The organism is Kribbella sp. NPDC059898 (assembly GCF_042730855.1).
Lineage (GTDB): Bacteria > Actinomycetota > Actinomycetes > Propionibacteriales > Kribbellaceae > Kribbella.
In genome coordinates this window covers 563,776-579,666 of record NZ_JBHWKR010000002.1, presented here as the reverse complement: position 1 = coordinate 579,666, position 15,891 = coordinate 563,776, and the positions used below count along the sequence as shown (strand labels likewise).

The 15,891-nt window shown below is 68.9% G+C and carries 19 protein-coding genes; 14 read left to right on the top strand and 5 right to left on the bottom strand.

Translation table 11 applies throughout. The features are described 5' to 3' along the window. Nucleotides 1–88: 88 nt before the first annotated feature. Both ACFV9C_RS08355 and ACFV9C_RS08350 read left to right on the top strand, forming a co-directional pair. Complete coding sequence (locus ACFV9C_RS08355) at nucleotides 89–1,009, top strand: NADP-dependent oxidoreductase (RefSeq protein ID WP_380191695.1); 921 nt, start codon at nucleotides 89–91, stop codon at nucleotides 1,007–1,009. 97 nt (nucleotides 1,010–1,106) lie between these two features. Beyond that, nucleotides 1,107–4,355 (top strand): discoidin domain-containing protein, encoded by a 3,249-nt coding sequence (locus ACFV9C_RS08350; protein ID WP_380191693.1) that lies wholly within the window; start codon nucleotides 1,107–1,109, stop codon nucleotides 4,353–4,355. 2 nt (nucleotides 4,356–4,357) lie between these two features. Here ACFV9C_RS08350 and ACFV9C_RS08345 read toward each other — a convergent pair whose 3' ends face one another. Beyond that, the gene (locus tag ACFV9C_RS08345; RefSeq protein WP_380191691.1) at nucleotides 4,358–4,978 is read right to left on the bottom strand and encodes a TetR/AcrR family transcriptional regulator; all 621 of its coding nucleotides are present in this window, start codon (nucleotides 4,976–4,978) and stop codon (nucleotides 4,358–4,360) included. A gap of 108 nt (nucleotides 4,979–5,086) precedes the next feature. Here ACFV9C_RS08345 and ACFV9C_RS08340 point away from each other — a divergent pair, with 108 nt between their 5' ends. Continuing rightward, the gene (locus ACFV9C_RS08340; protein ID WP_380191690.1) at nucleotides 5,087–5,644 is read left to right on the top strand and encodes a dihydrofolate reductase family protein; all 558 of its coding nucleotides are present in this window, start codon (nucleotides 5,087–5,089) and stop codon (nucleotides 5,642–5,644) included. A gap of 12 nt (nucleotides 5,645–5,656) precedes the next feature. On the opposite strand, the gene ACFV9C_RS08335 is transcribed toward ACFV9C_RS08340, so the two are convergent. Continuing rightward, on the bottom strand, nucleotides 5,657–6,331 hold the full coding sequence (locus ACFV9C_RS08335) for a class I SAM-dependent methyltransferase (protein ID WP_380191688.1): 675 nt from the start codon (nucleotides 6,329–6,331) through the stop codon (nucleotides 5,657–5,659). On the opposite strand from ACFV9C_RS08335, the gene ACFV9C_RS08330 reads away from it, so the two are divergent. Then, nucleotides 6,330–6,680, top strand: coding sequence for a GNAT family N-acetyltransferase (locus ACFV9C_RS08330; protein ID WP_380191686.1), 351 nt, complete (start codon nucleotides 6,330–6,332; stop codon nucleotides 6,678–6,680). The two genes, ACFV9C_RS08335 and ACFV9C_RS08330, sit on opposite strands and share 2 nt — an antisense overlap. A 25-nt stretch (nucleotides 6,681–6,705) precedes the next feature. Continuing rightward, the gene (locus tag ACFV9C_RS08325) at nucleotides 6,706–7,032 is read left to right on the top strand and encodes an NIPSNAP family protein (RefSeq protein WP_380191684.1); all 327 of its coding nucleotides are present in this window, start codon (nucleotides 6,706–6,708) and stop codon (nucleotides 7,030–7,032) included. Here ACFV9C_RS08325 and ACFV9C_RS08320 read toward each other — a convergent pair. Beyond that, nucleotides 7,018–7,620 (bottom strand): TetR/AcrR family transcriptional regulator, encoded by a 603-nt coding sequence (locus tag ACFV9C_RS08320; protein ID WP_380192306.1) that lies wholly within the window; start codon nucleotides 7,618–7,620, stop codon nucleotides 7,018–7,020. The genes ACFV9C_RS08325 and ACFV9C_RS08320 overlap by 15 nt on opposite strands. Nucleotides 7,621–7,747: 127 nt before the next feature. Between ACFV9C_RS08320 and ACFV9C_RS08315 the strand changes: the two genes are divergently transcribed. The 4 genes from ACFV9C_RS08315 (at nucleotide 7,748) to ACFV9C_RS08300 (ending at nucleotide 11,093) form a co-directional block, all read left to right on the top strand. Next, nucleotides 7,748–8,482 (top strand): SDR family NAD(P)-dependent oxidoreductase, encoded by a 735-nt coding sequence (locus ACFV9C_RS08315; RefSeq protein ID WP_380191682.1) that lies wholly within the window; start codon nucleotides 7,748–7,750, stop codon nucleotides 8,480–8,482. Between the two features lie 12 nt (nucleotides 8,483–8,494). Further along, nucleotides 8,495–9,115: an NADPH-dependent F420 reductase gene (locus ACFV9C_RS08310; protein ID WP_380191680.1), complete on the top strand. Its 621-nt coding sequence runs from the start codon at nucleotides 8,495–8,497 to the stop codon at nucleotides 9,113–9,115. A gap of 152 nt (nucleotides 9,116–9,267) precedes the next feature. Continuing rightward, nucleotides 9,268–9,510, top strand: coding sequence for a hypothetical protein (locus ACFV9C_RS08305; protein ID WP_380191678.1), 243 nt, complete (start codon nucleotides 9,268–9,270; stop codon nucleotides 9,508–9,510). Beyond that, complete coding sequence (locus ACFV9C_RS08300) at nucleotides 9,507–11,093, top strand: amidase (protein ID WP_380191676.1); 1,587 nt, start codon at nucleotides 9,507–9,509, stop codon at nucleotides 11,091–11,093. Before ACFV9C_RS08305 ends, ACFV9C_RS08300 begins: the two co-directional genes overlap by 4 nt. 2 nt (nucleotides 11,094–11,095) lie before the next feature. Here the strand turns inward: ACFV9C_RS08300 and ACFV9C_RS08295 are convergent, their stop codons facing one another. Beyond that, nucleotides 11,096–12,064: an NmrA/HSCARG family protein gene (locus tag ACFV9C_RS08295; RefSeq protein WP_380191674.1), complete on the bottom strand. Its 969-nt coding sequence runs from the start codon at nucleotides 12,062–12,064 to the stop codon at nucleotides 11,096–11,098. Nucleotides 12,065–12,152: 88 nt separating this feature from the next. On the opposite strand from ACFV9C_RS08295, the gene ACFV9C_RS08290 reads away from it, so the two are divergent. Further along, entirely contained in the window at nucleotides 12,153–12,632 is a 480-nt protein-coding gene (locus ACFV9C_RS08290) for a MarR family winged helix-turn-helix transcriptional regulator (RefSeq protein ID WP_380191673.1), read from the top strand. Between the two features lie 9 nt (nucleotides 12,633–12,641). On the opposite strand, the gene ACFV9C_RS08285 is transcribed toward ACFV9C_RS08290, so the two are convergent. Beyond that, nucleotides 12,642–12,971, bottom strand: coding sequence for a hypothetical protein (locus ACFV9C_RS08285; protein WP_380191672.1), 330 nt, complete (start codon nucleotides 12,969–12,971; stop codon nucleotides 12,642–12,644). A 30-nt stretch (nucleotides 12,972–13,001) separates the two neighbouring features. Here ACFV9C_RS08285 and ACFV9C_RS08280 point away from each other — a divergent pair, with 30 nt between their 5' ends. The 4 genes from ACFV9C_RS08280 to ACFV9C_RS08265 are packed head-to-tail and all read left to right on the top strand — an operon-like array spanning nucleotide 13,002 to nucleotide 15,845. Then, entirely contained in the window at nucleotides 13,002–13,910 is a 909-nt protein-coding gene (locus tag ACFV9C_RS08280; RefSeq protein WP_380191670.1) for an FAD:protein FMN transferase, read from the top strand. Continuing rightward, the gene (locus ACFV9C_RS08275; RefSeq protein ID WP_380191669.1) at nucleotides 13,910–14,455 is read left to right on the top strand and encodes a hypothetical protein; all 546 of its coding nucleotides are present in this window, start codon (nucleotides 13,910–13,912) and stop codon (nucleotides 14,453–14,455) included. The genes ACFV9C_RS08280 and ACFV9C_RS08275 overlap by 1 nt, the downstream gene beginning before the upstream one ends. After that, nucleotides 14,452–15,651, top strand: coding sequence for an NADH-ubiquinone oxidoreductase-F iron-sulfur binding region domain-containing protein (locus ACFV9C_RS08270; RefSeq protein WP_380191667.1), 1,200 nt, complete (start codon nucleotides 14,452–14,454; stop codon nucleotides 15,649–15,651). The genes ACFV9C_RS08275 and ACFV9C_RS08270 overlap by 4 nt, the downstream gene beginning before the upstream one ends. Then, nucleotides 15,648–15,845, top strand: coding sequence for a ferredoxin (locus ACFV9C_RS08265; protein WP_380191665.1), 198 nt, complete (start codon nucleotides 15,648–15,650; stop codon nucleotides 15,843–15,845). Before ACFV9C_RS08270 ends, ACFV9C_RS08265 begins: the two co-directional genes overlap by 4 nt. Nucleotides 15,846–15,891: the final 46 nt, after the last annotated feature.

Here is a 15,891-nt window from a genome sequence, read left to right as displayed (position 1 = left end):
TTCTTCCGCCATGCCGGCAGTCTGTCGCACGCTTTCTGTACGCACAAGAAGTAACCAGCGAACAGAAGATGCGTGAGGAGCGGAACAGATGCGTGCAGTGGCATTCCCGGAATTCGGTGCGCCGCCTGTGGTGACGGAGCTGCCGGTACCAGAGCCTGGTCCGGGGGAGGTGCTTGTCGAGGTACGGGCCTCGTCGGTGAACGGGTTCGACCTCGGGGTGCTCGGCGGATACCTGAAGGGCGTGTACGAGTACGAGTTCCCGGTGGTACTCGGCAAGGACTTCGCGGGTGTGGTCGCGGCGGTCGGCGACGAGGTGACGACGGTCGACGTCAGCGATCGCGTGTTCGGGGTGGTGATGCGGCCGGCGCTGGGCCAGGGCGGCTTCGCCGAGTACGTCGTGGTCGACTCGCGCTACGGGCTGGCGCGGATGCCGGCCGAGCTCGATCACGTCCGCGCCGGTGCGCTCGGCCTGGCCGGTACCGCGGCGCTGAACGCGATCGACGCGGTCGATCCGGGACCCGGTGACCTCGTCCTGATCTCCGGTGCGACCGGTGGAGTCGGGGCGTACGCGGTCCAGTTGGCCGCCGCCCGCGGCACAACGGTTGTCGCCACCGCCGAGCCCGGCGCGCAGTCGGCCTTCGTTCGCGCGCTCGGTGCGGCGTGGGTGGTCGACCCGGCCGAGTTGGTCGAGCAGGTCGGCCGGATCGCGCCGGCCGGTGTACAGGCAGCGCTGCACCTGGCCGGCGACGGGGACACTGTGGCGGGGCTGATCGCGCCGGGTGGACGGATCGCGTCGACACTGCACTTCCAGCCCGCCGGGCCGGACCTGAAGGCGACCGCCGTCATGGCCGATCCCAGCGCGGAGACGTTGGCGCACCTGGCGGCGGAGGTGGTCGAGGGCCGGCTGCGGGTGCCGCTGGCCAAGGCATATGCCCTGCCCGACGCGCCCCAGGGCATCACCGACTTCGTGGCGGGCACTGTCGGCAAGCTCGCGGTCACCATTCCGTAGCGAGTCGACTTCTTGCAAAGATCGATCGAGATATTGCGCACCTGTATCCGGGGTATTACGGTCTGTCGCTAACCGCCCCATCGAGAGTGAGCTGCGCATGTTCCGTTCACCGAGTCCCCGGAGGGCACGCGCCGCCGTGCTCGCCGCCTGCGGCGCCCTGGTCGCCGCGACCCTGTCCGTCCTCGCCCCCACCTCTGCCTGGGCCGCCGCGTCCGGCGGCGTCGGCGCGACCTTGCCGTACGTCGAGGTCCAGGCCGAGAACTCGTCCACCAACGGGACCGTCATCGGTCCGAGCGCCGCCTACAACACGCCGGCCGCCGAAGCGTCGTACCGGAAGGCCGTGACGCTGCAGGGCACCGGCAAGTACGTCGAGTTCACCACGCCGGTGGCGACGAACTCGATCGTGTTCCGCTACAGCATCCCGGACACCGGATCCGGCGCGGTCTACACGCCGCAGCTGTCGTTCTACGTGAACGGTTCGAAGCAGTCGAACTTCACGCTGACCAACGCCTACAGTTGGTACTACGGCGGCTACCCGTTCACGAACACGCCCGGCAGCAACCCGCATCACTTCTACGACGAGGTGCACCGGCTGTTCCCGACGACGTACCCGGCCGGGACGAAGTTCCGGTTGCAGGTCGACGCCGAGGACACGGCCGCGTCGTACACGATCGACTTCGCCGACTTCGAGAACGTCGCGGGTGCGCTGACGCAGCCGGCCGGATCGGTGTCGGTGACCAGTCAGGGCGCGGACCCGACCGGCGCCGCGGACTCCACGAACGCGTTCACCGCGGCGATGGCCGCGGCCGGTTCCGGCGGTACCGTGTGGATCCCGGAGGGGACGTTCAAGATTCCGGGACATCTGATCCTGAACAACATCACCGTCAAGGGCGCCGGGATGTGGCACTCGACGATCGTTGGTGCGGCCCCCGGTTTCTACGGGAACTACGCGCCGAACGCGAGTACCGGCGTCCATCTCGCGGACTTCGCGATCTTCGGCGACGTGCAGGAACGCAACGACGGCGCGCAGGTGAACGGCGTCGGCGGCGCGCTGAACAACTCGACCGTCGACCGGCTGTGGATCGAGCACGAGAAGGTCGGCGCCTGGATGGACGGGCCGTTCACCAACCTGGTCTTCAACGGCATGCGGATCCGCAACGTGACCGCCGACGGCATCAACTTCCACGACGGCGTCACGAACTCCAAGGTGACGAACAGCGATCTGCGCAACCTGGGTGACGACGGCCTGGCGACGTGGTCGGACCAGAACGCGGACGCGAACGACTCCTTCGACCACAACACGGTGCAGTACCCGATCCTTGCCAACGGCATCGCGATCTACGGCGGCCACGACAACTTCGTCACCGACAACCGGGTGATCGACGCGGGCCTCACCCAGGGCGGCGGAATCCACGTCGCACAGCGGTTCAACTCGACGGCGCTCGGGCGGACCGACGTACTGCGGAACACGATCATCCGCTCCGGCAGCCTGGATCCGAACTGGCAGTTCGGGGTCGGCGCGCTGTGGTTCGACGCGCGCGACGGGGCGATGTCCGGGCTGACGAACGTCGACAACCTGCTGATCCAGCAGAGCCCGTACGAGGCGATCCAGTTCGTCTCGGGCTCGAACATCAGCAATGTGCACATCAACAACGCGACGATCCAGAACACCGGGACCTGGGTGGTCCAGGAGCAGGTCGGCGGGTCGGCGACGATCACCAACAGCACCGCCACCGGGACGCAGGCGCCAGGTCCGATCTACAGCTGCGGCGTCGGTTTCACGCTCACCGACGGCGGCGGCAACTCGGGGATCTTCGGGGCTCCGCAGTGCCAGAACATCACCGCGCCGGCGTTCCCGCCGTACCTGCCCGACAACGGTTCGCAGCTGTCGATCAGCCCGACCGCCGTGGGCTTCGGGTCGGTCGCGACCGGTACGACGAGTGCGGCGCAGGCCGTCACCGTCACGAACAGCGGTACTGCCGCGGCGCCGGTCAGCTCCGTCGCGGTCACGGGGGACTTTGCCCAGAGCAACAACTGTGGCAGCAGCATCGCGGCCGGCGGCTCGTGCACGGTGAACGTCACGTTCCGCCCCACGGCCGCCGGCAGCCGGACCGGAGACCTGACCGTCAACGCTTCCGGGGTGACGAACACCGTCCCGCTCTCGGGTACGGGCGTTGCGCCCGGGCCGATCCTGACGACCGACCCGAGCAGCCTGTCCTTCCCGGACACGCTGGTGGGCAGCGCGTCCGCGACGCAGACCGTGACGCTCACGAACTCCGGTACGGCGTCCGCGACCGTCTCGGGGATCGCGGCGACCGGTGACTTCAGCCAGACGAACAACTGCGGAACGGTCGCAGTCGGCGCATCCTGCACGGTCACGGTCACCTTCCGGCCGACCGCGTCGGGAGCACGGACGGGCAATGTCTCGGCGACGAGCAACGCCAACAACAGCCCGACCTCGATCGCCCTGACCGGCAACGGAATCGGCGCCGACACCAACCTCGCCCTCAACAAGCCCGCCACCGCCAGTAGCCAGGTCAACGGCACCCAGGCCGCCACGACGGCGACCGACGGCGACGCGAACACGTACTGGGAAAGTGCGAACAACGCGTTCCCGCAATGGCTGCAGGTCGACCTGGGCACCGCGCGCAGCATCGGCAAGGTCACCCTGAAGCTTCCTCCCAGCTCGGCCTGGGGTACCCGCACGCAAACACTGTCTGTTCAGACGAGCACCGACGGCTCCACCTTCACGACAGCGGTAGCGTCCGCGCCGTACACGTTCACGTCTCCCGCCAACGTCGTGAACATCGCCGTACCGACGACGACCGCCCGCTACGTGCGTGTCAACGTCACCGCCAACACCGGGTGGCCGGCCGGCCAGGTGTCGGAGTTCGAGGTCTACAGCCCAGTCAGTCAAGGTGGCGGCAGTACGAACACCAACGTCGCTGCGGGTAAGCCCACCAGCGAGTCCACTCACAACGACATCTATGCCTCCAGCAACGTTACGGACGGCAGCCAGTCGTCGTACTGGGAGAGTGCGAACAACGCCTTCCCGCAATGGGTCCAGGTCGATCTCGGTACGGCGACAACCGCCGGCCGGATCGTCCTGCAACTCCCCGCCGGCTGGGGCGCCCGCACCGAGACCCTCTCGGTCCTCGGCAGTACCAACGGCACGACCTTCAGCACTCTCGCCGGGCCGGCCGGCTACTCCTTTGCCCCCGGCAACAACAACACGGTCACCATCACGTTCACTCCCACCAGCCAGCGCTACTACCGCCTCAACCTCACCGCCAACGACACCTGGCCCGCCGGTCAGATCTCGGAGTTCCAGGTCTGGAACTCGTAGCGTCAGCTGCCGTAGCGCGCGACGATGGTGCGGGCTGCTTCCCGCACCACGTCGCGTGTCTGCTCGTCGGTGAGTACGTAGCCGCCGTGGATGAGCCGGGGCCAGAAGACGATGGTCGAGATCATGCCGAGGAACTGCGCGGCGGCGGTGTCCGGGTCGTCGACCGTCGCGGTCCCGGCGGCCTTCGCGGCACGGAGGTAGCGGCCGAGCGCGGTCATCACCGGGAGCGTGCCGAGGTCGAAGGTCCGGGCCCGCAACTCCGGGAATCTGTGGGCCTCACCGATCAGGGTGCGGATCAGGTCCTCCATGCGGGGACGGTTCAGCAGTTCGACGTACGCGAGGCCGAGGGTCACCAGGCCCGCGAAGAAGTCGCCGGCCGGCGGGTCCGCGAGTTCGCCGCCGGGCGCGCCGCCGGTCGCGAGCAGCGTCGCCTCGAAGAGCTCCGCCTTCGTCGGGAACTGCTTGAACAGGGTCGCCCTGGACACCCCGGCGCGCTCGGCGACGCGCGCCAGCGAGGTGCTGTCGTACCCGGCCTCGAGGAACAGGTCCGTGGCGGCGTCGAGGATCGCCGTGCGGTTGGTCGCGGCGACCTGGCGGTGGTACGCGGAGAGCTCGCGGGGCATGCGGCCAGTATGTCAGAGAGGTGAGTCGCTTGACTCACCTCAGGGGTCGCGGCTACCGTCCAGGCAATGGTGAGTCGACCGGCTCACCTCAAGCGATGGGGGCGGACCATGGCCAAGCTGATCTATTCGATGATCACCTCGCTCGATGGCTGCACCGAGGCGACCGATGGCGACCTCGGGTGGGGGCCGGAGGACGAGGAGGTGCACAGCTTCGTCGGCGACCTGTTCCGGCCGGTGGCCACGTTCCTCTACGGCCGCCGGATGTACGAGACGATGCTCTTCTGGGAGACCGCGCACACCCAGCCCGACCTGCCGCCGTACATCCGGCAGTACGCCGACGACTGGCGGGCCGCGGAGAAGATCGTGTACTCCACGACCCTGGCGTCGGCGTCGAGCGCGAAGACCCGGATCGAGCGGACCTTCGACCCGGACGCGGTGCGCAGACTCAAGAAGGAGTCGGACCACGACCTCAGCATCGACGGCCCGAACCTCGCGGCCCAGGCGATCAAGGCCGGCCTGGTCGACGAGTACCACCTGTTCACCACCACGACCGTCGTCGGTGGCGGCACGCCGTTCTTCCCGCCGGGCATTCGTCTTGAGCTCGACCTGCTCGACCACCGCTCGTTCGCCTCGGGCGTGACCTATACCCGCTACCGAACTCGCTGACCTGACCGGCCGTCAGTTTGGTTTCGTCCAGGCGATGGTGTGCCGGAAGCCGAGCTGGTGCCGCATCTCCGCGCCCGGCAGGACGCGGACGACGACATCGCGCAGTTCGTCAAAGGTCTTGGTCGGGTCCTGCACCGGGAACGGGGCGGGTTGCTTGCCGTTCGGGTTCGGCCACGGGTGCTTGACGTAGCCGATGATCGGGTTGGTGACGACGGACGCGAGGTCCCAGGCGTGGTCGCGGACGCTTCGTGGTACGGCGAGCCCGACCGCGAGGAAACGTCCTCCGGGCGCGAGGAGCCGGCGTACGTCGTGCAAGGCTTCGGCCACGTCCAGGTGGTGCAGTACGGCGATCATCGTGATCAGGTCGTACGGGCCTGGACCGTCGTTCCACGCGCCGCCCCAGACGACGACGTTGCCGAAGCCGGCGCACCGCCGCGTTGCCTGCTCGCGCATGGCCGCGTCGACGTCGACGCCGTTCACGTCGGTGAAATGCGGTGCCAGCGCGGTCAGCAACTCACCACGCCCGCACCCGACGTCGAGCGCCGAATGCCGCTGCTCGGGAAGGTTCGCGAGGATCCAGCCGTGGAAGTGATCGTTGTGGCTCCACGGATGCCGCGCGTTCACCTTCTCCAGCTGCACGGCCACGCTTCCGTTCGCGAACGTCCTCGCCCATCGCCGCAACACCATGCCGGGCATTCTGGCCGACGGCCAAGTGGTCGGGTACGTCGACCTCGCCGGCGAGGAGCCGGACCGCCGTGAACTCGGCTATGCGATCGGTCCGTCTGCCCGCTGGGCTCGGCTCGGCGCGGCAGCGGCGCGGCTCGGGCTCGCCTACGGATTCGGGGAGCTGGGACTCCGCGAGATCGAGGCCGAGGCCGTGGATGCGAACCGGGCCTCGGTGCGGATCCTGCGGGCGATCGGCATGGTCGAGACCGCGAAAGGAGAAGACGAGGACTTCCTCGGCGCGCCGAGCTACTACAGGCGGTTCGTGATCAGCGCCGCACGCTGGCAGACGCGAAAACCTGACATGGTCTGACGGTGTTCGGCGATACCTTCCCCGGGTGATCGTCGAAGTGCGTACCTACAGACTGAAGCCGGGCACCCGGGACGAGTTCGTCCGCGTCATGCGTGAGGACAGCCTCCCGCTGCTCGCGGCGGCGGGGATCCAGGTGGCGGGGTGCGGTGCCTCGCTGGTGGATGAGGACGGAGCGGAGGATGCCTACCTGATCCGCACGTTCGACTCGCTCGCCCAACGGGACGAACAGGAGACGGCGTTCTACACCAGCGACGCCTGGCGCACCGGCCCACGGGAAGCGATCGTCTCGCGGATCGAGTCGATGCACACCATCGTGCTCGACCCGACGACCACGCCCCTAATGCCCAGGTGAGGTCGCCGGGATCGCGTTGTCGATGAGGACGGTGGCGATGGCGGCGGCGGTGGGGAAGGACTCGCGGTTGAGTACCCGGGTGCGGGCCGAGGCGCCGTCGAGGAGGAGGGCCAGTTGTTCGCCGAGCTCTTCGGGGTTGGTGGCGCCGGCTTCGCGCGCGGTGTCGGTGAGGCGTGCGGCGAGGGCCAGCTTGTAGTCGCGTGCGACCTGGGACGCCGGGTGTTCCGGGTCATGGATCTCGACGGCCGCCTCGATATAGGGGCAGAGCGGCGTGGGCTCCTGCCTGCCGCGGGTAGGTAGCTCGAACGCGGCGAGCAGCCGTTCGCGCGGCGTCAGGTCGGTGCGGTCGAACACCGCGGCCATGACGCCGGGATCGAAGCGGCGCAGGTACTCCGTGACCAGTTCGTCCTTGCCGTTGAAGTGCTGGTAGGCGGTGCGCTTCGAGACCTCGGCCACCGCGCAGAGCTGGTCCATGCCGGTGCGGTTGATGCCTTGCTCGCGGAACAGTTGCTGGGACGCGCCGAGGATGCGTTCGCGGGCACCCCGGCCGCGGCGCCGGCCCTGCGGGCCCTTCTCCAACTCGGTCATGTCTTCCACTCGCCCAGGATAGCCCGATTGGGTACCGATCGGTGTACATAACTTGCGGCCCGGCCGAACGTCGCCTAGGTTAAGCACACTGATTGGTGTACATAACTGTTCTCGCATTGGGGCGATCATGGGAAAGCTCGACGGCAAGGTGGCCGTGGTCACCGGCGGATCGACCGGCCTGGCGCTGGCCGGCGCCAAACTGTTCGTGGACGAAGGGGCCTACGTCTACCTGCTGGGCCGGCGGCAGGAGGCACTCGACGAAGCCGTCGAGCTGATCGGCCGGAACGTGACCGCGGTGCGGGGCGACGCGGCCGACCTCGGCGATCTGGACCGCCTGTACGACACGGTCAAGCGCGAGAAGGGCGCGATCGACGTGCTCTGGGCGAGCGCCGGGATGGGCGTGGAAAGCAGCCTCGGGGAGATCGCCGAGGCGCAGTTCGACGCGACGTTCGCGCTGAATGCGCGCGGAACGCTGTTCACCGTGCAGAAGGCGCTGCCGCTGTTCAACGACGGCGGCTCGATCTTCATGACCGGGTCGAGCGCCTCGCTCCGGGGCTACCCCGGCTGGAGTGTGTACGCGGGGAGCAAAGCCGTGCAGCAGGCCTTCGCCCGCGTGTGGCTGAACGAGTTACGCGAACGGCGGATCCGGGTGAACGTGCTGACGCCGGGCCAGGTGGCCACCGCGAAGCAGGAGGAACTGTTCGACGAGGCGACGAAGCGGCAGTTCGAGTCGCTGATCCCGCGGGGACAGATGGGCCGCCCCGAGGAGATCGCGACGGTCGCGCTGTTCCTCGCCTCGGACGACTCGAGCTACGTGAACGGCATGGAACTGGCAGCCGACGGCGGCACCACTGCGATCTGAGGACGGACTTTCATGAGCAGCATCACCATTATCGGCACCGGCAACATGGCCCGCATCCTCGGCACCCTGGCCATGGCCGGCGGCAATACCGTCGAGATCGTGGGCCGCGATCGGTCCAAGGCCGCCGACCTCGCGAAGGCCCTCGGTGACGGAGCCACGGCGGGCGATTGGGGCGCCGTACCGGCCGGGGACATCGTCATCGTGGCCTTGTTGTCCGGCGACGTCGTCGCTGTCGTCGCGCAGTACGCGGACGCGCTCGCGGGCAAGGTCATCGTCGACATCAGCAATCCTTTCAATCCCAAGGCAGACGGACTGTCCTACACCGGCGAGACCTCGATCGCACAGGAGGCCGCGAAGGTGGCCCCGGCCGGCGCGAGCGTGGTGAAGGCCTTCAATACGGTCTTCGGCCACGTCCTGGAGAAGGGCAACAGGCCGGACGTCTTCCTCGCCGGCGACGACGCGTCGGCCAAGGCGGCCGTGTCGGCGTTCGTCGAGAGCATCGGGCTGCGCCCGCTGGACGTCGGCGGTCTTGACATGGCGCACTGGCTGGAGGGAGCGGGCCTGCTCACGATGGGCCTCGCCCGCGACGGCGTCCGGCACTGGGAGTTCGCCCTCGGCGTCACCGAATTCTGAGCAGCGCCCGTGATGGCCGCAACGTCGTCGTGATCTCGGGGAAATGTCAGGTGCGAACGGGGATGACATAACTGGGTCCGACAGGTTGCCGCCACGACCGGGAGGGGACTCGGATGGGTCTCAGTCAGCCGACGGATGCCGAGTTGGACACGATGATCAGGGCGCGTCTGGCGTCGATCGGCATCGATCTCGACCAGTTGCCGCCGGGGAGTACGCCGGATCCGCAGACCGGGAGTCCGGGACGGGACTCGGCACTCGCGAGTCTGCGGGGGTTCATGCGGACGACCGTGCTGCCGCTGAGCTCGTACGCGTTCGCCGCGGACGCCGCGCTCGGGCAGCAGGTCGCGCCGCCGTCGTTGTATCCGTCCATCGACGTCGTTCGGGAAGCACGATGAGTGCGCCGCAGGACGACCAGGTCGACCGGCGCTCGTTCCTCCACCGCGCCGGCGCCCTGGCCGCGGCGACGACCGTCGGCTCGGTCGCGCTGCCGTCGATCGCCCATGCGGCGCCCGCGGCAACGGCTCCCGCGACGCTCGTCGACGTACCTGCTCGATCGGTCGACGTCAGCGAACTGACCATCGCCGAGGCCGCGACGCTGATCCGCAAGGGGCGGCTGCGACCCGAGGAGCTGGTTCAAGCGTATCTGGACCGGATCAAGGCGTACGACTCGACGTACCTGGCGTTCAATCGGGTGCTGGCCGACGAGGCGCTGGCCCGGGCGCGAGTGCTCGCGAGGAGCCGCGGTGGCGCACTGCACGGCATCCCGCTGGCGATCAAGGACAACTACTACACCGCCGGCGTCACCACGACCGCGAACTCGTATCTGTTCGAGAACTTCGTGCCGCCGTACGACGCGACCGCCGTACGGCGACTCACCGCGGCCGGGGGCATCGTCCTGGGCAAGACGCAGATGGGGCCGTTGGCAACGACCCGGGCGACCACGCCGGACGGCCGGATCACCACGGTGAACGCGTGGACGCCGGCGGACCCGGGTACGGATCCCGGCGGCTCGTCGTCCGGATCGGCGACCGCGGTCGCGGCGCGGATGGCGACGTCGAGTGTCGGGACGCAGACCGGCGGATCGATCACGGCGCCGTCGAACGCGCAGAACCTGACCGGGCTGAAGCCGACGATGGGCCGGGTCTCGCTGCACGGCATCGTGCCGCTCAGCTACACCCGCGACCACCCGGGCACGCTCGCGCGGGACGCGATGGACGCGGCGATCATGATGACGGCGATGGCCGGGGAGGACCCGGAAGACCCAAGAACACAAGGGCTTCCGCCGGTGCCCGATCTGGTGACCGCCGCCACGCCGATCGTCCGGGCGGGCCGCGTCCGGTCCCGCTGGCGGACCCGGGTCGGCGTCATCCCGGGGTACACCGCCGGTACGTCGGAAACCGCCGCCGCTCGGATCGCCGCGCTCGATGTACTCGCGGGGATCGAGGGTCTGTCGGTCGTCGACGTGACCATGCCGGACGAGTGGGACCTGCTCACCAACGCGGCCTTCAACAACGTCCGGCTGCCCGAGCGCAGCGAACCCTTCCTGCCGATGCTGCGCTCGGACCTGCGTGGCTTCGGCGTGTCCGTGACCGGGTGGCTGCAGGGCGCGTTGCTCGGGGCGAACGAGTACCTGATCGGGCAGCGCGCCAAGCTCCGGCTGCTCGAGCGGGTTCTCGACGATCTGTTCGGTCAGTGCGACGTGGTCGTACAGACCTCCCCGACACCGTTCGACGCACTCGGTCTTCCCGAACTGGCGCTACCGATCGGCTTCACCACCGGCGGGCTGCCGATCGGCACGATCCTCGGCGGCAAGCCGTACGGCGAGGACCGTCTGCTCGCCGTCGCCGCCGCGTACCAAGCCGGCACCGACTGGCACCACCGCCGTCCCGCCGACCCGGTCGTACCCGCGGCCCGCACCACAGCGCGCACCAGCCGCGGCCGCATCCTGGCCGAAGAGGTCCCCGACCTGATGCAGTAACTTCAGTTCGCTGTGAGCTCGTCGCGGTGGTTGGCGAGCCACGTCGCGAAGGACTGCAGTTCGGGGTTCAGTTCGCGGACCTTGGCGAGGTCGCGGTTGCCGGTGAACTCGTCGTGGTTCTCCTTGTAGAACTGGAACATGTTGGCCATCTCGACGGCCATCGGGAACGGGTACTCGCGGTACTCCTCGACGGTCGGTGCGTGGTACACGACCTTCTCACCGAGCGCCTCGGACAAGGCTTCGGCGTACTGCGTGCCGGTGAGGTGGTCGCCCGCGATGCTGATGGTCGCACCAACGAGATCGGGACGCTTCAGGATCGCGAACGCGGTCCGGCCGATGTCGTCGGACGCCACCCCGGACAGCCGCTGGTCGCCCATCGGGAACGAGATCGTCAGCGTGCCGTCGGCGTTCCGGGCCGGCGGCATGCCGTTCACGAACGCGTCGAAGTAGAACGTGGTCCGCAGGAACGTCGTCGGTACGCCGTACTTCGTGAACAGCGCGTCCGCCTCGCCCTTCGCGTCGAAGTGCGGGACCTTGTACCGCCCGTCGTCCAGGCTCGGTACGTCGTCCCGCCCGGCGAAGAACGGGCGCGTGTCCTCGAGTGTCGACCAGACCAGGTGCTGTACGCCGGCGTCCCGGGCGGCCCGCGCCGCGATCTCGGCCTGCTCGAGCTCCATCTCGGCCCGGGTCCGCGCGGCCTCCTGCTCCGGGGTCAGCGGAGCCCAGTAGTTCGTCACGACGTAGGCGCCGTACGCGCCCTCGAAGGCGGCCCGCACGCTCGCTTCGTCGTCGAGGTCCGCCGCCACCACCTCGGCACCGGCCGCCGCGAGCTCCCGGGCCTTCGCGGACTCCGGGTTCCGGGTCAGCGCCCGTACGGCGTACTCGCCGGACCGGTCCGCCAGGATCGCCCGCGCCACCGCGCCGCCCTGTGCCCCGGTCGCTCCGACGACGGCGATCAGCTTCGTGCTCATATCCGTTCACTCCCCAGAAGAGTTAGGTTGATGTGTCAACCCTAGCGCTTCGGGTTGATGTGTCAACCCATCGGGTAGGATGGACGGCATGAGCAAGGGACCGTGGCTCGACGACGACGAGCAGAAGGCGTGGCGCAGCTACCTGCTGATGCAACGGACGCTGGAGACGCATCTGGAACGGCACCTGCAGCGGGACTTCGGGCTGTCCAAGTCCGACTTCGAGATCCTGGTCAACCTGTCCGAGTCCGAGCACGGCCGGATGCGCGCGTTCGAGCTCGGCCGGTCGACGCAGTGGGAGAAGAGCCGGCTGTCGCACCACCTGTCCCGGATGGAGAAGCGCGGCCTGATCCGCAAGGAGGCCTGCGAGTCGCGGTACCCGGAGATCGTCATCACCACCGACGGGCTGGCGGCGATCAAGGCGTGTGCGCCGGCGCACGCGGCGCGGGTGCGGGAGTTCTTCGTCGACGTGTTCGGTCCGGAGCGGTTCGCGATGCTCGGCGAGGCCGCGGACGAGGTTGTCGCGGCGGTCGGCAAGCACTGTGAGACCGACTGCGCGCTCGGCTCCTGAGAGCTGTTCTCAGAGACCTTTCAGGAGAACTTGACGGTGGCTTGAGCTTCTCTTGGAGCGCGGCTGAAACGCCCCGGCCGAGGCTTGGGGCATGGTCAGAACAGATGAATCCCAGCCCAACCGTCCGCGCTGGTTGCGGCGCGCGTCGGCCGCCGCGATCGCCACCGCCGTGCTCGGTGTCGGCGCGACCGGGGTCTCGGTCGCGGTCGTCTCGGCGAAGCATTCGAGCACCAGCACCTCAGGTACCACGACGTCGAGCAGCTCCGGCGACAGCAGCAGCTCATCGAGTTCGAGCAGCAGCGGGTCCAGCTCCAGCGGTCTGGGGTCGACGAGCTCCAATTCGAGCTCGCAGGGTGGGAGCAACGGATCATGACCGCGTCGCGTACCTGGTCCGCGTGGAGTTGCACGGTCCGCCTGACCGTCGACGACCCCGCCGTACTGGGCGCAGCCTGCGCTGAGCTCGAGGCGCTGATGGACCGGGTCGACAAAGCCGCGAGCCGGTTCCGCCCGGACTCCGAGTTGTCGATCGTCAACAGCCGCGCCGGTGCGCTCGTCCCGGTGTCGCGGCTGCTGGTCGACCTGGTCGACGTCGGCCTGGTCGCGGCGCAGGTGAGCGGCGGCGCGGTCGACCCGACCGTCGGCCAGGCGGTGATCGCGGCCGGGTACGACGCCGACATCGAGACGGTGCGGCGGCGCTTCCCGCAGGATCCGGGCGAGCCGCAGCCGGTGACCGGCTGGCAGCACGTCCAGCTGAACCGCAAGCTGGCGATGCTCGGCGTACCGAAGGGCTGCGCGCTCGACCTGGGCGCCACCGCGAAGGCCTGGACCGCGGACCGGGCCGCGAACGTCCTCAGCAAGCGCTACGGGTGCGCGGTGCTCGTCGAGATCGGCGGGGACCTGCGCGCGGCCGGCGTACCGAAGAAGCCGTGGGTGATCACTGTCGCCGAACGCGCCGGCGAGATCGGTGTCCTCGTGACACTGGCGCACGGCGGCCTGACCACCTCGACTCGGACGGTACGTCGCTGGCAGACGCCGACTGGCTACGGGCATCACGTCATCGACCCGCGCACCGGCCGGCCGGCGGAGGGCCGCTACCGCACCGCGTCGGTGTGGGCGCCGACCGCCGTACGGGCGAACACCTTCAGTACTGCGCTGGTGGCGACGGGCGATGCTGCGCTGGGAAGGTTGAAGCTGGCTGGGCACCCGGCGCGGTTGATCGACGCGGACGGTGAGGTCACCGAGTTGTCAGGCTGGCCGACAGCGAGCAGGGCCGCCTGATGACGCTCTGGTACCTGGCTCGTGCGGCCGGCGTCGCGACGATGGTCATGTTCACGCTGTCCGCCGTACTCGGCATGGTGATGCCGCGAGTGAAGTCGGCTGAACGGCGGTTCTGGCTGCAGTACGTGCACCGTTCGGCGGCCGTGACCGGTCTTGTGCTGCTGGCGACGCACGTGGTCGCGGTGATCGCCGACAGCTACGTGAGCATCGGGCTGACCGTCCTGGTGTGGCCGTTCGGCTCCAGCTACCGGCCGTTCGCCATGGCCGTCGGCGCGCTCGCTCTTTACAGCCTGGTACTGGCGTCACTCGTCGGAGCGGCCCGTGGCCGGCTGGCGGTGTCGGAGAAGTTCACCAAGGTCTGGCGCAAGCTGCACATCGCTGCGTCGGTGGGATGGCTCTTGTCGATCGGACACGCACTGCTGGCCGGTACAGACCGCAGTACGCCGTGGATGCTCGGCATCACGCTCGGCTGTCTCGCCGCGGTGGCGACTGCTGGCGCTTACCGGCTCAACGCACTACCTACAAGAGTTTGGAGGACCCAGTGATCACCGTTGACGACGTCAGAGTGATCGGCGAGGCCAGAGTCCTCGCAGGACTCGACCAAGGACGTCTGGACGCCCAGCGGCACCTGTTGACGCACGGACAACAGCCTGAGCTGACCCGTGACGAGTACGTGCGGCTGTGTGAAGCGGTAGGGCTCCGAGGGCGCGGTGGCGCGGCGTTTCCGGTCGCTCTGAAGCTCCAGGACCTCCCGAAGCGTGGTGTGGAAGCCGTTGTCGTCAACGGTTCCGAAAGCGAGCCGGCGAGCCGTAAGGACCGTCTGCTCCTCACTCGTGCGCCCCACCTCGTCCTTGACGGTGCGGTCGGTCTGGCGCATGCACTGCGTGCGCCGCACGTGCTGATCGCCGTACACGACCGTGAGGCGGCCATGTCGCTCCGAGAGGCGCTGATGGAGCGCGATGACCGGTTGGCGATCGAAGTACGCGAGGCACCGGGCCGGTTCGTCGCGGGGGAGGCCCGTGCGGTGTTGAGCGTGCTGGAGGGCGGTACAGCCGTACCACCGGGTCGTCGGGTGCTGCCGACGCGTAAGGGCTACCACCGGCGGCCCACGTTCCTGTCCAACGTGGAGACGTTCGCCCAGCTCGCCGTACTGGCGCGGCTCGGGTCCCGCGAGTACAGCCGGACCGGGGTCAGTACGGAGCCCGGTACGCAGCTCCTGACGATCGGCGGGGCCGTCCAGCATCCCGACGTACTCGAGACACCGAACGGTGTTCCGTTAGACACGGTCCTGCAGTACGCCGGTGCGGAATCAGGCCCCGTCCTGCTGGGTGGGTACCACGGGCGCTGGCTGCCGCACACCGACGGCGTGACGCTCCAGCGGCCGGAGGTGTCCGCGGGCATCGTCCTGGCGCTCGGCACCGGCACCTGTCCGCTGGGAGAGGTCACCCGGGTCGCCGAGTGGCTGAGAGGTCAGTCGGCCGGGCAGTGCGGCCCGTGCGTGTTCGGCCTCGGCGCACTGGTCGACGACTTCGCCCGGATCACCGTCGGCGACCCGGACGGCTGGTACGACGCCCAGCGGCATCTCGGGCTGGTTCCGGGCCGGGGAGCCTGCGCGCACCCGGACGGGACTGCGAGGTTCCTCACATCGGCGCTCGAGGTCTTCGAGGACGACGTACGCCGGCATCTCAACCATCAGGGGTGCGGCCGGCCCGTGCTCGGGGTGCTCGGGGTGGCCCGATGAGCAGGCTCGAGATCGACTGGACCCGCTGCGACGGACACGGCTTGTGTGCTGGGCTGTTGCCCGACGACGTCGCTCTCGACGAGTGGGGATTCCCGGTGCTGAGGGGGCGCGAGATCACCGCCGGTGAGCTCCCGGACGCGCGCCGCGCAGTCCTCGCCTGCCCGGCTCTCGCACTGCGTCTCACCAAACGATGACAGGCCCGTCCCGACACCACACCAGTGACAAAGGTGGACTAATCTC

Coding starts and splice junctions, on each gene's coding strand:
- ACFV9C_RS08355 (WP_380191695.1), top strand. CDS start 89: ATGCGTGCAGTGGCATTCCCGGAATTCGGTGCGCCGCCTGTGGTGACG.
- ACFV9C_RS08350 (WP_380191693.1), top strand. CDS start 1,107: ATGTTCCGTTCACCGAGTCCCCGGAGGGCACGCGCCGCCGTGCTCGCC.
- ACFV9C_RS08345 (WP_380191691.1), bottom strand. CDS start 4,978: ATGCCCCGCGAGCTCTCCGCGTACCACCGCCAGGTCGCCGCGACCAAC.
- ACFV9C_RS08340 (WP_380191690.1), top strand. CDS start 5,087: ATGGCCAAGCTGATCTATTCGATGATCACCTCGCTCGATGGCTGCACC.
- ACFV9C_RS08330 (WP_380191686.1), top strand. CDS start 6,330: ATGCCGGGCATTCTGGCCGACGGCCAAGTGGTCGGGTACGTCGACCTC.
- ACFV9C_RS08335 (WP_380191688.1), bottom strand. CDS start 6,331: ATGGTGTTGCGGCGATGGGCGAGGACGTTCGCGAACGGAAGCGTGGCC.
- ACFV9C_RS08320 (WP_380192306.1), bottom strand. CDS start 7,620: ATGACCGAGTTGGAGAAGGGCCCGCAGGGCCGGCGCCGCGGCCGGGGT.
- ACFV9C_RS08315 (WP_380191682.1), top strand. CDS start 7,748: ATGGGAAAGCTCGACGGCAAGGTGGCCGTGGTCACCGGCGGATCGACC.
- ACFV9C_RS08310 (WP_380191680.1), top strand. CDS start 8,495: ATGAGCAGCATCACCATTATCGGCACCGGCAACATGGCCCGCATCCTC.
- ACFV9C_RS08305 (WP_380191678.1), top strand. CDS start 9,268: ATGATCAGGGCGCGTCTGGCGTCGATCGGCATCGATCTCGACCAGTTG.
- ACFV9C_RS08300 (WP_380191676.1), top strand. CDS start 9,507: ATGAGTGCGCCGCAGGACGACCAGGTCGACCGGCGCTCGTTCCTCCAC.
- ACFV9C_RS08295 (WP_380191674.1), bottom strand. CDS start 12,064: ATGAGCACGAAGCTGATCGCCGTCGTCGGAGCGACCGGGGCACAGGGC.
- ACFV9C_RS08290 (WP_380191673.1), top strand. CDS start 12,153: ATGAGCAAGGGACCGTGGCTCGACGACGACGAGCAGAAGGCGTGGCGC.
- ACFV9C_RS08280 (WP_380191670.1), top strand. CDS start 13,002: ATGACCGCGTCGCGTACCTGGTCCGCGTGGAGTTGCACGGTCCGCCTG.
- ACFV9C_RS08275 (WP_380191669.1), top strand. CDS start 13,910: ATGACGCTCTGGTACCTGGCTCGTGCGGCCGGCGTCGCGACGATGGTC.
- ACFV9C_RS08265 (WP_380191665.1), top strand. CDS start 15,648: ATGAGCAGGCTCGAGATCGACTGGACCCGCTGCGACGGACACGGCTTG.